11 protein-coding genes are annotated in these 13,639 nt (G+C 64.8%); 4 read left to right on the top strand and 7 right to left on the bottom strand.

Translation table 11 applies throughout. The features are described 5' to 3' along the window. The first annotated feature begins 100 nt into the window (after positions 1-100). Both ACTJKT_RS23650 and ACTJKT_RS23645 read left to right on the top strand, forming a co-directional pair. On the top strand, positions 101-1,738 hold the full coding sequence (locus tag ACTJKT_RS23650) for a 5-guanidino-2-oxopentanoate decarboxylase (protein WP_440788773.1): 1,638 nt from the start codon (positions 101-103) through the stop codon (positions 1,736-1,738). Then, positions 1,735-3,183: an aldehyde dehydrogenase family protein gene (locus ACTJKT_RS23645; protein ID WP_440788772.1), complete on the top strand. Its 1,449-nt coding sequence runs from the start codon at positions 1,735-1,737 to the stop codon at positions 3,181-3,183. The genes ACTJKT_RS23650 and ACTJKT_RS23645 overlap by 4 nt, the downstream gene beginning before the upstream one ends. A 115-nt stretch (positions 3,184-3,298) precedes the next feature. Here ACTJKT_RS23645 and ACTJKT_RS23640 read toward each other — a convergent pair whose 3' ends face one another. Further along, a complete protein-coding gene (locus ACTJKT_RS23640) occupies positions 3,299-4,228 on the bottom strand; it encodes an AraC family transcriptional regulator (RefSeq protein ID WP_025805956.1) in 930 nt (309 codons plus the stop codon). Positions 4,229-4,558: 330 nt separating this feature from the next. Here ACTJKT_RS23640 and ACTJKT_RS23635 point away from each other — a divergent pair, with 330 nt between their 5' ends. Beyond that, entirely contained in the window at positions 4,559-4,924 is a 366-nt protein-coding gene (locus ACTJKT_RS23635; RefSeq protein WP_025805954.1) for an antibiotic biosynthesis monooxygenase family protein, read from the top strand. 9 nt (positions 4,925-4,933) lie between these two features. Then, a complete protein-coding gene (locus tag ACTJKT_RS23630; RefSeq protein ID WP_440788771.1) occupies positions 4,934-5,206 on the top strand; it encodes a hypothetical protein in 273 nt (90 codons plus the stop codon). 60 nt (positions 5,207-5,266) lie between these two features. On the opposite strand, the gene ACTJKT_RS23625 is transcribed toward ACTJKT_RS23630, so the two are convergent. The 6 genes from ACTJKT_RS23625 to ACTJKT_RS23600 form a co-directional block, all read right to left on the bottom strand. After that, complete coding sequence (locus tag ACTJKT_RS23625) at positions 5,267-5,896, bottom strand: flavin reductase family protein (RefSeq protein ID WP_440788770.1); 630 nt, start codon at positions 5,894-5,896, stop codon at positions 5,267-5,269. Between the two features lie 142 nt (positions 5,897-6,038). Continuing rightward, entirely contained in the window at positions 6,039-6,464 is a 426-nt protein-coding gene (locus ACTJKT_RS23620) for a hypothetical protein (RefSeq protein ID WP_440788769.1), read from the bottom strand. Positions 6,465-6,943: 479 nt separating this feature from the next. Next, the gene (locus ACTJKT_RS23615; RefSeq protein WP_440788768.1) at positions 6,944-8,266 is read right to left on the bottom strand and encodes an MFS transporter; all 1,323 of its coding nucleotides are present in this window, start codon (positions 8,264-8,266) and stop codon (positions 6,944-6,946) included. Positions 8,267-8,554: 288 nt separating this feature from the next. Further along, complete coding sequence (locus ACTJKT_RS23610) at positions 8,555-9,889, bottom strand: sigma-54-dependent transcriptional regulator (protein ID WP_440788767.1); 1,335 nt, start codon at positions 9,887-9,889, stop codon at positions 8,555-8,557. Further along, on the bottom strand, positions 9,883-11,649 hold the full coding sequence (locus ACTJKT_RS23605; protein WP_440788766.1) for an ATP-binding protein: 1,767 nt from the start codon (positions 11,647-11,649) through the stop codon (positions 9,883-9,885). The genes ACTJKT_RS23610 and ACTJKT_RS23605 overlap by 7 nt, the downstream gene beginning before the upstream one ends. A gap of 145 nt (positions 11,650-11,794) precedes the next feature. Further along, a complete protein-coding gene (locus ACTJKT_RS23600; RefSeq protein ID WP_007931196.1) occupies positions 11,795-13,318 on the bottom strand; it encodes a fumarate hydratase in 1,524 nt (507 codons plus the stop codon). Positions 13,319-13,639: the final 321 nt, after the last annotated feature.

The following is a 13,639-nucleotide window of genomic DNA, read 5'->3' as shown; positions in this document are numbered from 1 at the left end:
TTCCCGCTACACGTGGCCCGTTCCAATGACGCCTTCCCCGTGCCTGGCCACGCATCGGCCAGCCAGGCACACCGTCTCAAGCGAACAAGAAGGGCAAGACATGGCGACGTGCGGCGAAGTGTTGGTCAAATTACTCGAAGGTTATGGCGTCGAGCAGGTCTTCGGCATTCCGGGGGTGCACACCGTCGAGCTGTATCGCGGTCTGGCCCGTTCGCGCATCAGGCATGTCACGCCGCGTCACGAACAGGGCGCCGGTTTCATGGCCGACGGTTATGCCCGCACCAGCGGCAAGCCGGGGGTGTGCTTCATCATCACCGGCCCCGGGATGACCAACATCACCACCGCCATGGGCCAGGCCTATGCCGACTCGATTCCGATGCTGGTGATTTCCAGCGTGCAGTCGCGCAGCCAGCTCGGCGGCGGCCGCGGCAAGCTGCATGAGCTGCCGAACCAGGGCGCCCTGGTGGGCGGCGTGGCGACGTTCTCCCATACCCTGATGTCCGCGGCGGAGCTGCCGGGCGTGCTGGCCCGCGCCTTCGCGCTGTTCCAGGCCGGTCGGCCGCGCCCGGTGCATATCGAAATCCCCCTCGACGTGCTGGTGGAGGAGGCCGATGACCTGCTCGACAGCGAGCCGGTGAGCATTGCCCGGGCCGGTGCCGCGCCCGCCGCCATCGCCCGGATGAGCCAACTGCTGGCAGGCGCCCGGCGTCCGCTGATCCTCGCCGGTGGCGGTGCGATCGATGCCGCCGCGTCCCTGACCCGCCTCGCCGAATTGCTCCAGGCACCGGTGGCCCTGACCATCAATGCCAAGGGCATGCTGCCGTCGCGGCACCCGCTGCTGATCGGCTCGACCCAGTCGCTGGTGGCGACCCGCGCCCTGGTGGCCGATGCCGACGTGGTCCTGGCCATCGGCACCGAGCTGGCCGAAACCGACTACGACGTGACCTTCGCCGGTGGCTTCGAGATTCCTGGCGCCCTGCTGCGCATCGACATCGACCCTGACCAGACCGTGCGCAACTATCCACCCAAAGTAGCGCTGGTGGCCGACTCCCACAGCGCAACCGAAGCCTTGCTGGCCGAGCTGGGTAAGCAGCCGCTGAGTGAGCGCGACAGTGCCTGGGGCACCGCCCGTGCCGCTGCCTTGCGCAACGCACTGGAGCAGCAGTGGGACGCGCCGACCCGGGCGCAGACGCTGTTCCTCGAAACCCTGGTGCAGGAGCTGCCGGAGATCGTCATCGTCGGCGACTCCACGCAGCCGGTGTACAGCGGCAACCTGACCTTCAACCCCGAGCGTCCGCGCCGCTGGTTCAACTCCTCGACCGGCTACGGCACCTTGGGTTATGCCTTGCCGGCGGCAATCGGCGCCTGGCTCGGTGGCGCTTCCGAGCGCAATGCCCGGGGCCCGGTGGCGTGCCTGATCGGCGACGGCGGCCTGCAGTTCACCCTGGCGGAACTGGCCTGCGCGGTGGAAGCGCGCACGCCGATCATCGTGCTGCTGTGGAACAACCAGGGCTACGAAGAAATCAAGAAATACATGGTCAACCGCGACATCGAGCCGGTGGGCGTGGACATCTACACGCCGGACTTCATCGGCGTAGCCAAGGCCCTAGGCTGCGCTGCCGAGGCCATCGACAGCGTCGACGGATTGCGCGATGCCCTGCGCGCGGCCAGCGATCGCCAGGGCCCGACCCTGATCGAAATCGACCAGGCCGGCTGGATGCGGGCGGTGCAAGCATGAGCCAGGCAAACCTGTTGAACGGCCTCTACATCGAGGGTCAGTGGCGTGCCGGCAGCGAGCTGCTGCCAGTGATCAATCCCTCCACCGAAGAGCCGCTGGCGCTGGTCGCTGGTGGCGACCGGAACAGCCTCGAGCAGGCGGTGACTGCCGCCCAGGTCGGGCTCGTGCACTGGGCCGCGGCCAGCGGTGCCGAGCGTGGCGCGGTGTTGCGAAGGATCGCCGCCGGTGTCGCCGAGCGTCGTGAACGCCTGATGCACCTGCAGTCGAGCAACAACGGCAAGCCGCAATTCGAAGCGGCCATCGACGTCGATGACGTGATTGCCACCTTCGAGTACTACGCGGGGCTGGCCGAAGGTTTGGACGCTGCCCAGGATCGCGACGTGCCGCTGCCCAGCGATGATTTCAGCGCCCGTGTGCGGCGTGAGCCCTGTGGCGTGGTCGGCCTGATCGTGCCGTGGAACTTCCCGATGGTCACCACCGCCTGGAAGCTCGCGCCGGCCCTGGCTGCCGGTTGCAGCGTGGTGCTCAAGCCCTCGGAAGTCACCCCGCTGCCGGAACTGGAGCTGGCGGCGATCATCGCCCAGAGCGGCTTGCCCAAGGGCGTGTTCAACCTGGTCTGCGGCACCGGGCTGGCGGTGGGCGCGCCGCTGGCGGCCGATCCGCGGGTGGCGAAGATTTCCTTCACCGGCAGCAATGCGGTCGGGGTCCAGGTCATGCAGCGCGCGGCGGAGACGGTCAAAGGCGTGAGCCTGGAGCTGGGCGGCAAATCTTCGCTGCTGGTGCTGGCGGATGCCGATCTCGAGTTGGCGGTGGAGCTGGCCTGTGGCGGCGGTTTTTTCAACGCCGGGCAGATGTGCTCCGCCACCAGCCGGGTGCTGGTGGCCGACGAGCTGGCGGACGAGTTCCTGCTGCGCCTCAAGGCGCGGGCCGAGGCGATTCGGGTGGCGGACCCTTTCGATCCGGATGTGGAGATGGGCGCGCTGGTCAACCAGGCGCAATACCAGCGAGTGCTGGGCCATATCGATCGCGGGCTGAGTGTCGGGGCCAAGCTGGTATGCGGTGGCGAGCGCCCGACGGATCGCGTGCGCGGCTTTTTTGTCCGGCCGACCATCTTCACCGAAGTGCCCCTCGACAGTGCGCTGTGGTGTGAGGAGATCTTTGGCCCGGTGCTCTGCGTGCGCAGTTTCGCCAGCGAGGCCGAGGCCATCGCGCTGGCCAACGACAGCGAATTCGGCCTGGTGGCCAGTGTGGTCGGCGCCGATCTAGAGAACACCGAGCGGGTCGCCAATGCCTTGCAGGCCGGGCTGGTGTGGATCAACGCGCCGCAAGTGATCTTCCCGCAGACCGCCTGGGGCGGCTACAAGCAGAGCAGCATCGGCCGCGAGCTGGGGCCTTGGGGATTGCAGGCGTTCCAGGAGATCAAGCACGTGGTTCGAGCACGCTGAGTCCGTCCCCTGTAGGAGCGAGCTTGCTCGCGAAGCGGTTGGACTATGACTCCGGTGTCACGGCAGGAGCGCCGCTGCGCGGCTATCGCGAGCAAGCTCGCTCCTACAGGGGGAGTCAGACACTGCTGCGCAGGCGCGCCATATCCCGCAGCGGCGGGGCGCCGAACTGGCGGCTGTACTCGCGGCTGAACTGCGAGGGGCTTTCGTAGCCGACCCGGTAACCGGCGGCGGACGCCTCCAGCCCTTCAGTCAGCATCAGGCGCCGGGCTTCCTGCAGGCGCAGTTGCTTCTGATACTGCAGGGGGCTCATGGCGGTCATGGCCTTGAAGCGGTGGTGCAGGGTCGACACGCTGAGGTTCACCCCGCGCGCCAGGTCGTCGATGCGCAGCGGTTGCTCGTAGTTGCCGTTCAGCCATTTGATGGCCTGGCTGACCCGGTGGCCCTGGCTGTTGGCGATGGCGATCTCATACAAGCGGTGGCCCTGGGGGCTGCGCAGCAGCCGGTAGAGAATCTCCCGGCGAATCAGCGGCGCGAGCATGGCGATGTCTTTGGGTGTATCCAGCAGGCGGGTCAGGCGCAGCACGGCGTCGAGCATCGGCGTATCCAGGCGTTCCACATACAGGCCGCGGCCGACAGGACGGTTCGGCACCCCCAGCGGCCCGGCATCGGCGATCAGCGTGCTGATTTCGGCCGGGTCGATGTCCAGGCGCAGGGCCAGGACCGGTTCCAGCGGCGAGACATCGGCCAGGCGTCCGCTCAATGGCATGGAAACCGAGACCACCAGGTAATTGAGCGGGTCGTAGTTGAACTCTTCGTCGGCCAGCCGTACTTCCTTGCGACCCTGGGCCATGATGCACAGGGCCGGCTGGGCCAGCACCGAGGCGAAATCGTGGGAGTGGCTGTAGCGCGAAACGAACAGCGACTGGATCGCCGTGGCATAGCTGCCGTCTTCGCCGGTGTTGCGAGCAATGATCCCGGCCAGCTCCGCCCGCTGTTTTTCCATTTCCGCATCCAGTGGCGGCTGCTGGGTTTCGAGCGATGACATGAAGGCCCCTCCGGGAAGATTGCGATGGCCACAGCTTAAATTTGTGCAAGCGCCAGGGGTAGGCGATTCCTGCGTAAATCTTGCCTGATCCTGCCACACGTGCGCGCGTGAGCAGAGCCGAGTCCTGTACGCGGGCTGTCACTTGCTTGAAACAACGTTGTGGTTTTTTTTCGCGGGCGGGGCTGGAGCCGCTGTTCTCGAATCAGGTTCGCAGGATTGTGCAATACGCTGGCAGGAATCGACTAACGGCCGTTGCGCCGGGCGCTTAATCTTGGATCCTGTCGCAGCCCGTCCCATGGCTGCCTCGACACCACCCTGGGAGGGTCGCACATGTCCACGCATATTCCCGTCAGCCACATGGCATTCGTCCGCGCCCGCGCCGGTCGCTCAACCGAGTTGGGTGCTCGCTTGAGCAGTCTGATCGAACCATCCCGCCAGGCCACAGGTTGCCTGCAGTTCGCCTTGCAGCATTCGCAGTGCGACGCTGATTTGTGGTTGGTATCCGGATTCTGGAGCAGCCAGCAGGCGATGACCGATTACTTCTGTTCTCCGGCCATGGCGATATTCGCCGAGCTGGTCCAGGACCTGGTGGTCAACAGCCTGGATTTCCATACCTTCAGCGACGTCTCGGCGGCCCAGGCCGAAGGCGAATACGCGCAACTGAACGGGGCACCGGTACACCAGCTGGCCAGCTGAGGGTTTAGAATGGCCGACTTTCCATTGGCCAGGATCAGCAACATGGCACGTAAAGAGTTTGCAGCATACGAAGCGGTTTCCGCCGTGGTTCCAGGTGAAGGGGGCTACAGCGCCGCCATCGCGGTCAAGGCCCTGGGTGGTTCGGGGGCACCGCGCTTTCACAAGGTTCTGGACGACCAGAAATTCAAGACCGCCCACGACGCCGACCTGGCTGCCGCGCAGAAGCTTGAGCAGTTGATCGACGTGAACGAAGACGGCGAACTGGCCTGGGAAACGGCCTGATCCGGGTGGCTATCTGATCTGAGAAGCTACCTGGTCTGAGAAATCACCTGATCTGAGAAGCTATCTGACCGCCCCCGGGCGGAACATCTTGAACAAGGCCTCTGGCCCCAGCTGGAAATAATCCGCCGGCCCGCCGCCGCGCAGAATCGGTTCTGCCGCGGCGGTGTCGTATATCCCATCCTTGAGCAGCCACTTGGCGATATGCACGGCGACCACCTCGCCGAGGATCAGCCAGCTGGGCATCAGTTCCTGATCCGCGCGCTGCAGTTGAATGATCTGGGTGACCTTGCACTCGAAGGACACCGGGCTTTCGGCTACCCGCGGCACAGCAATCACCTTCGAAGCCACGGGCGTCAGCCCCGCCAGTTCGAACTCATTGACCTCGGCCGATACGGCCGCGCAGCTCTGGTTCATCTGCTCGGCCAGTGGGCGGGTGGCGAGGTTCCAGGCGAACTCGCCGGTCTGCTCGATGTTGTTCAGGCTGTCTTTGCGACCGATGCTGGAGAAACCGATGATCGGCGGAATGTAATTGAAGGCGTTGAAAAAACTGTAGGGCGCCAGATTCAGCCGGCCCTGCAGGTCCTGGGAGGAGATCCAGCCGATCGGGCGCGGGCCGACGATGGCGTTGAACGGATCGTGGGGCAGGCCGTGGCCCTGGGCGGGTTCGTAGTAATGGATGTCTTCGGACATGACAGGCTCTTGCGCGGACAAAGAGGGAAGGCCGCCATAGTGCAAGCCATCGAAAGTGAATGCCAGCCTCGCGCCTGCGGTTTTCCCCGGGCCAGAAACAACTAAGCCCGGCCGAAGCCGGGCTGCGGGGCATCCCTGAGGGTTAGCCGATGGCAGCGGCGGTTCCGGTGCGATCGAAGCCGTCGGCAGCGATTGCGTCAGCGGTGCCGGTGCGATCGAAACCATCGGAGGCGACTGCGCCTGCGGTACCAGTGTGATCGAAACCATCGGAGGCGACTGCGCCTGCAGTACCGGTGTGATCGAAGCCATCGGAAGCAACTGCGCCTGCGGTGCCGGTGTGATCGAAGCCATCGGAGGCGACTGCGCCTGCGGTGCCGGTGTGATCGAAGCCATCAGAAGCAACTGCACCTGCGGTGCCAGTGTGGTCGAAACCGTCGGAAGCCAGGCTGGCGCTGGCCGAGCTGCCCGAGGTGAAAGTGGCCGAGCCGGTACGGTCGTAACCATCGGCGGCGAAGGTGTTGGCGGCCAGTACGGAAAGGGTCAGGGCGAGGATCAGTTGGCTTTTCATGGTGGTCACTCCAGGTTCGTTGACGTTTTGTGCAGTGGGTGTGAAATGAATACTACGCCAGTTAATTTGATTAAAAAGCGCAAATAAATGCTTAAAAATATCGATTCAATCGATGTTTGTGGCGTCAGGACTCACTGCATAAAGCCTCTTGCCTGCTTCTGCCGCGTTTGACGCGTCGACACCGATTTCGATGGAGGCAGAATGCGGGCAGGGCATTAACCGATCATTAACCTGTCCGAACCGTCGAAAAATCGCGATCGACGGTTCTATCGGCAGTGGCAGGGGCTTGTCGGCGATGATTGCCGGAGGGCTTGCTACAAGAGCTGGAGGGGATCGTTGAGCGGTTGTGTTGTGGTTATCGCGGGCAAGTCGGATCGCCGCCTGCTCGCTCCTACTGTAGGAGCGAGGCTTGCCCGCGATGGCGGTTTACCTGACGCCACAGCGCGAGGGCCTTGCACCCTCGCGCTTTTTATTGCGGATCAGTCAGTCTCGATCCGCGAGTGTTTGCGGGTGTCTTTCATGGTGATGTAGACCAGCAGCGACACGGCGATGCAGGCGGTGACATACCAGTAGTAACCGGTCTCCATGCCGACGCTCTTGAACCACAGCGCGATGTATTCGGCGGTGCCGCCGAAGATCGACACGGTCAGCGCATAGGGCAGGCCCACGCCCAGGGCGCGGATCTCGGTCGGGAACAGCTCGGCCTTGACCACTGCGTTGATCGAGGTATAGCCGCTGACGATGATCAGCGCCGCCATGATCAGGAAGAACGCGCCCCACCAGCTCTGGACGGTGTGCAGGGTGGTGAGGATCGGCACGGTGAAAAGAGTGCCGAGGATGCCGAAGGCGATCAGGATCGGACGGCGGCCGATCTTGTCCGACAGCGCACCGATCACCGGTTGCAGGCACATGAACAGGAACAGGGTGGCCGCGGAAATGGTGGTGGAGTCGGAGATGCTCATGCCGACGGTGTTCACCAGGTATTTCTGCATATAGGTGGTGTAGGTGTAGAAGGCCAGGGTGCCGCCCATGGTCAGGCCGACCACGGTCATCAGCTCTTTCGGATGACGCATCAGGGTGCGCATCAGGCTTTCTTTCGGCTTTTCCTTCTTCTTGGTGAAGGACTCGGTTTCTTCCATGCCACGACGCAGGTACAGCGCCACGACCGCGCACAGGGCGCCGATGCCGAACGGAATGCGCCAGCCCCAGGATTGCAGCTGTTCGGTGGTCAGCACGTTCTGCAGCACGATCAGGACCGCCAGGGCGATGAGCTGGCCGGAGATCAGGGTCACGTACTGGAAGCTGGAGAAGAAGCCGCGACGTTCCTTGGTCGCCATCTCGCTGAGGTAGGTGGCCGAGGTGCCGTATTCGCCGCCGACCGACAGGCCCTGCATCAGGCGCGCCAGGACCAGCAGGATCGGGGCGCCGACGCCGATGGTTTCATAGCCGGGAGTCAGGGCGATGATCAGGGAGCCGAAGCACATCAGCAGCACCGAGGCCATCAATGCGGCCTTGCGGCCCTTGCGGTCAGCGTAGAGCCCCATCAGCCAACCGCCGATCGGACGCATCAGGAAGCCCACGGCGAAGATCGCGGCGGTGTTGAGCAGTTGGGCGGTGGTGTCGCCCTTGGGGAAGAAGACTTTGGCGAAGTACAGGGAGAAGGCGGCGTAGACGTACCAGTCGTACCACTCGACCATGTTGCCCACCGAACCGCTGAAGATCGATTTCAGGCGACTGGCAGTGGTCTTTTCTTTGGCAGGCGCAGCTGCCGCCCCAAGAGGCAGGGTTTGCGAGTTATCCATGACGGATCCTTCATTTAATTGTTTTTGTGGAGCGCGCCGAAACGCAGCCTGCTGGGGCTATAGCAGGAGCTGTGCCAGGAGCTGAGAGGCCCGGTTTAGAAGGGGCTTGAGAATTCTATGAGCGGAAATCCGCTCATTGGCGAGGGTGCGTGAGCGGAAAGTTGCCGATTGAGCGGTGTTTGTGAGGACGCCATCGCGGGCAAGTCGGATCGCCGCCCGCTCGCTCCTACAGTAGGAGCGAGGCTTGCCCGCGATAGGGATGGCCCGGATAAAACATCTCCTCGGGCATCACTCCTCCCCGAGAAACATCTCCCGCGCCAACCCATGGCGCTGCATCTTTTCATTGAAGGTGCGGCGCGGCAGTTGCAGCTCATTGAGCACCGCCTTGATGTCGCCCTTGTGCCGGGTCAGCGCGGCCCGCAGGCATTGCGCCTCGAAGGCTTCCTGCTGCGCCGCCAGGGACTGGCCGGGGTCGATGGTTTCCGGCTCCGGCTCGCCCAGGCCGAGCACCTGGCGTTCGGCGACGTTGGCCAGCTCGCGCACGTTGCCCGGCCAGTTGTGGCTCAGCAGGCGGCTCAACTGCGCCCCGCTCAGGGGCGCGACGCCGCGGCCCAGGCGCTCGGCGGCGGCATGGGCGAAATGTTCGTAGAGCAGCGGAATGTCCTCGCGCCGGTCCCGCAGCGGCGGCAGGCGCAGCTGCGCGACGTTCAGGCGGTAGGCCAGGTCTTCGCGAAAGCGCCCGGCGCGGGCTTCGTCCAGCAGGTCCGGCTTGGTCGCGGCAATGATCCGCAGATCCACGGCAATGCTCTGGTTGGAACCCAGTCGCTCGAGCTTCTGTTCCTGCAGCACCCGCAGCAGCTTGACCTGCTGGGCCAGCGGCATGCTTTCGATCTCGTCGAGGAACAGGGTGCCGCCGTCGGCGTATTCCAGCTTGCCGATGCGCTTGCCCTGGGCGCCGGTAAAGGCGCCGCTTTCATGGCCGAACAGTTCGGCTTCGAACAGTTGCTCGGGGATCGCCGCGCAGTTCAGGGCGACAAAGGGCTTGTCGGCGCGCGACCCGAAGTCGTGCAGGCAGCGGGCGACCAGTTCCTTGCCGCTGCCGGTCTCGCCGCGGATCAGCACGTTGACCGGCAGCGCGGCCAGGTCGACCACCTGGCGCCGCAGGGTCTGCAAGGCGCGGGACACGCCGAGCAGGGTGGAGTCGATTTTCTCCCGGGTATCGGCCTGTTCGTGCAGGCGCCGGTTCTCCAGGACCAGGCCGCGTTTGTCCAGGGCCCGGCGCAGGCTGCTCAGCAGGGTTTCCGGGCTGAAGGGTTTTTCCAGGAAGTCATAGGCGCCGTCGCGCATCGCTTCCACCGCCATCGGCACGTCGCCGTGGCCGGTCAGCAGGATCACCGGCAGGTCGGCGTCGCGCTGCTGCACCTGTTTGAGCAGTTCCAGGCCGCTGATGCCGGGCATGCGCACGTCGCTGAGGATCACCCCGGGGAAGTCCCTGGGCAGCCGGGCCAGGCAGTCCTCGGCGCGACTGAACAGCTGCACCTCGAAGCCCGACAGGCTCAGCCATTGTTCGACGGCGGTGCGAATACTGGCTTCGTCGTCGACCAGCATCACCGAATTCAACATGGGATATGCGCCTCCAGGTCGATGGGCAGGCTCAGGGTGAAGATCGCGCCCTGGCCTTGATTGCCGGCGCTCAGGCGCCCGCCCAGTTCGTGGACGATAGCGTAGGACACCGCCAGGCCCAGGCCCAGGCCGTCGCCCACCGGCTTGGTGGTGAAGAACGGGTCGAAGACGTTCGGCAGATGTTCTTCGGCGATGCCGCCACCGCTGTCGATGACGCTCAGGCTCCACAGCTGCTGGTTGGCTTCGAGGCGGATTTCCAGGTGCTTGAGGGGCTTGTCGTGCATGGCGTCCAGGGCGTTGCGCAGCAGGTTGATCAGCACCTGCTCCAGGCGTATGGCATCGCCGCGCACCCAGGCCGGGCGCGTCAGTTGCAAGTGCGTGTCGACCTGTTCGTCGCGCAATCGGGTGTCCAGCAGTTGCAGGGCCTGATCCACCACCGCCGCCAGGTCCAGGCGTTCGCGCAGGCCGCTGGGGCTCTTGCGGGCGAAGGTTTTCAGGTGGCCGGTAAGGCTGGCCATGCGGGTCAGCATATCGTCCAGCGGTTTCAGGGCCTGGTAGGCCTCGTCGACCCGCCCGTGATCGAGCAGCAGGCGCAGGGTGGCCAGTTGCATGCGCTGGGTGGTCAGCGGCTGGTTGATTTCGTGGGCCAGGGCCGCGGACATCTGCCCCAGGGCCGCCAGCTTGGCCGACTGCACCAGGCCATCCTGGGCGGTGCGCAGGTCGCGGGTACGCTCCTCGACCAGGCGTTCGAGCTCCTCGCGGCTGCGCTGGCGCAGCCTGGCCAGGCGCCAGCGCTGGTTGAGGAACAGCAGCAGGAACACCAGGGTCAGCCAGGCGCCGGCCGCAGCCAGGCCGGCGTTGCGCCGGTCTTCGAAGGCGATCTGCGGGCGGCGCAGCAAATGCAGGGTCCAGCCTTCGGTGGCCAGCGGCAGGGACTCCCACAGGTAGTCGACGCTGCCGTCCGGGCCCTCGACCCGGGTCAGCGTACTGTCGTCGTCAAAGCGCCGCAGCGGCCGATGTTCGAGCGGGGTCAGCAGTTGCTTGTCGTATTGCCGGGTGGCCTTGAGTTCGGCGCGGTCGCTGTCCGACAGCGGGCGCAACTGGCGATAACGCCAGCCCGGCTGGTTGGCGATGAACACGATGCCACGGGCATCGCTGACCAGCAGGGTGTCGCTGCCCTGGCTCCATTCGCGCTCCAGTTCGGGGAATTCCAGTTTCACCACCATGGCGCCGAGAAACTGTTCCTGCTCGCCCTTGACCGCGCTGGAGAGGAAATAGCCGGGAATGCCGCTGGTGACGCCTACGGCATAGAAGCGTCCGCTGCCCTGGCTGCGGGTCTGGCTGAAGTAGGGGCGAAAGCCGTAGTTGTGTCCGACGTAGCTGCTGGGCAGGCGCCAGTTGCTGGCGGCCACCGCGAGGCCGGTATGGTCCAGTAGCTCCAGGGTGGAGGAGCGGGCGGCGCCGTTGATCCGTTCCAGTTTGCGGTTCAGGGCGTCCTGCTGTTCCGGGCCGACCGGACCCTTGAGCGCCGAGCGCAGTTCCGGGTCCAGCGCCAGCACGGCGGGCAGGGCGCGGTAACGTTCGATCAGGGTATGCAGGGAGTTGGCGTACAACGCCAGTTGCTCGCTGGCGCGGGCGGCATCGTCCTCCAGCGCCTGACGCTCGGCATGGCGCATGGCGAAGGTCGCGCTGACCATAGCGCCGGCGAGAATCAGCAGGGTATAGAAGGCCAAACGCAGCGGACGGGAGATCTGGGCCATGAGTCAAGGGCAGGCTGAAAGGGGCAGGCAAGATAACATGCCTGTCCGTGGCTTCGTTGATCGTGGGCAGTCGTTGCCCGGGCAGGCATGAAAAAGGCGGCGCTGCTCATCGAGCAACACCGCCTTGGGTGACGGGCCGAAGCGCTTACTGCACTTCTACCGCCAGGCTTTCACTGATCTTTTTCTGCCAGATGGCAGGACCGGTGATGTGCACCGACTCGCCTTTGCTGTCGACCGCGACAGTGACCGGCATGTCTTTGACTTCAAACTCGTAGATCGCTTCCATGCCCAGTTCGGCAAAGGCCAGGACCTTGGATTTCTTGATCGCCTGGGCCACCAGGTAGGCAGCGCCGCCGACGGCCATCAGGTACACAGCCTTGCTGTCCTTGATCGCTTCGATCGCGGTCGGGCCGCGCTCGGACTTGCCGATCATGCCCAAGAGGCCAGTCTGCTCGAGGATCTGGCGGGTGAACTTGTCCATCCGCGTCGCGGTGGTCGGGCCAGCCGGGCCCACCACTTCGTCACCGACCGGGTCGACCGGGCCGACGTAGTAGATGAAGCGACCCTTGAGGTCCACCGGCAGGGTTTCGCCCTTGTTCAGCATCTCGACCATGCGCTTGTGCGCGGCGTCGCGACCGGTGAGCATCTTGCCGTTGAGCAGGACGGTTTCGCCCGGCTTCCAGCTCTGCACTTCTTCCGGGGTCAGGGTGTCGAGGTTGACGCGACGGGCCGACGGACCGGCTTCCCAGACGATTTCCGGGTAGGCGTCCAGCGGTGGCGCTTCCAGGGACGCAGGGCCCGAGCCGTCGAGCACGAAGTGCGCATGACGGGTCGCGGCGCAGTTCGGGATCATGCACACCGGCAGGGAGGCGGCGTGAGTCGGGTAGTCCATGATCTTCACGTCGAGCACGGTGGTCAGGCCGCCCAGGCCCTGGGCACCAATGCCCAGCTGGTTGACCTTCTCGAACAGCTCCAGGCGCATCTCTTCGATACGGTTCTGCGGGCCGCGGGCCTTCAGCTCGTGGATGTCGATGGATTCCATCAACACTTCCTTGGCCATTACCGCGGCTTTCTCGGCGGTGCCGCCGATGCCGATGCCGAGCATGCCCGGCGGGCACCAGCCGGCGCCCATGGTCGGAACGGTCTTCAGTACCCAGTCGACGATCGAGTCGGACGGGTTGAGCATGGCCATCTTCGACTTGTTCTCGGAGCCGCCGCCCTTGGCCGCCACGTCCACTTCCACGGTGTTGCCGGGAACGATGGAGTAGTGGATCACCGCCGGGGTGTTGTCCTTGGTGTTTTTACGAGCGCCCGCCGGGTCGGCGAGGATCGAGGCCCGCAGGACGTTTTCCGGCAGGTTGTAAGCGCGACGCACGCCTTCGTTGATCATGTCGTCCAGGCTCATGGTCGCGCCGTCCCAGCGCACGTCCATGCCCACGCGTACGAATACGGTGACGATACCGGTGTCCTGGCAGATCGGGCGGTGGCCGGTGGCACACATGCGCGAGTTGATCAGGATCTGCGCCATGGAGTCACGGGCCGCTGGCGATTCTTCGCGCAGGTAGGCTTCGTGCATCGCCTGGATGAAGTCCACGGGGTGGTAGTAGGAAATGAATTGCAGGGCGTCGGCAACGCTCTGAATCAGGTCGTCTTGCTTGATCACGGTCATGAGTCGCGCTCCTCTAAAAGACGGGAACATTTAATAAGGTGCTTGCAGCTTGGGTGCATCGGTCGGTTGCAAACACCTTCAAGGCACGCCGGACACACTGGCGCGACGCTAAAAAGGCGCGGCAGTATACCGCGCCTCGGGGCCAGGCACACGCGCCGGCAGTCAAACCAAAGTCGCATGCCCGGGACACGCCAGCCGGGGACGCCGCCAGGCATGACGGTGGGCGCGGCCCGGGGCGGGATGGCGCTGGGCGGGGACAAAAATGGGATAGTTATTTTTTGGCGACACCACTAAAGTGGCAAGTGGCCTGTAGGGTAGGAA

Source organism: Pseudomonas sp. 22526 (genome assembly GCF_052044735.1).
GTDB classification, from domain to species: domain Bacteria; phylum Pseudomonadota; class Gammaproteobacteria; order Pseudomonadales; family Pseudomonadaceae; genus Aquipseudomonas; species Aquipseudomonas piscium.
The sequence above is the reverse complement of the archived record's forward strand: the minus strand, read 5'-3'. Positions and strand labels throughout refer to the sequence as shown.

Coding starts and splice junctions, on each gene's coding strand:
- ACTJKT_RS23650 (WP_440788773.1), top strand. CDS start 101: ATGGCGACGTGCGGCGAAGTGTTGGTCAAATTACTCGAAGGTTATGGC.
- ACTJKT_RS23645 (WP_440788772.1), top strand. CDS start 1,735: ATGAGCCAGGCAAACCTGTTGAACGGCCTCTACATCGAGGGTCAGTGG.
- ACTJKT_RS23640 (WP_025805956.1), bottom strand. CDS start 4,228: ATGTCATCGCTCGAAACCCAGCAGCCGCCACTGGATGCGGAAATGGAA.
- ACTJKT_RS23635 (WP_025805954.1), top strand. CDS start 4,559: ATGTCCACGCATATTCCCGTCAGCCACATGGCATTCGTCCGCGCCCGC.
- ACTJKT_RS23630 (WP_440788771.1), top strand. CDS start 4,934: ATGGCCGACTTTCCATTGGCCAGGATCAGCAACATGGCACGTAAAGAG.
- ACTJKT_RS23625 (WP_440788770.1), bottom strand. CDS start 5,896: ATGTCCGAAGACATCCATTACTACGAACCCGCCCAGGGCCACGGCCTG.
- ACTJKT_RS23620 (WP_440788769.1), bottom strand. CDS start 6,464: ATGAAAAGCCAACTGATCCTCGCCCTGACCCTTTCCGTACTGGCCGCC.
- ACTJKT_RS23615 (WP_440788768.1), bottom strand. CDS start 8,266: ATGGATAACTCGCAAACCCTGCCTCTTGGGGCGGCAGCTGCGCCTGCC.
- ACTJKT_RS23610 (WP_440788767.1), bottom strand. CDS start 9,889: ATGTTGAATTCGGTGATGCTGGTCGACGACGAAGCCAGTATTCGCACC.
- ACTJKT_RS23605 (WP_440788766.1), bottom strand. CDS start 11,649: ATGGCCCAGATCTCCCGTCCGCTGCGTTTGGCCTTCTATACCCTGCTG.
- ACTJKT_RS23600 (WP_007931196.1), bottom strand. CDS start 13,318: ATGACCGTGATCAAGCAAGACGACCTGATTCAGAGCGTTGCCGACGCC.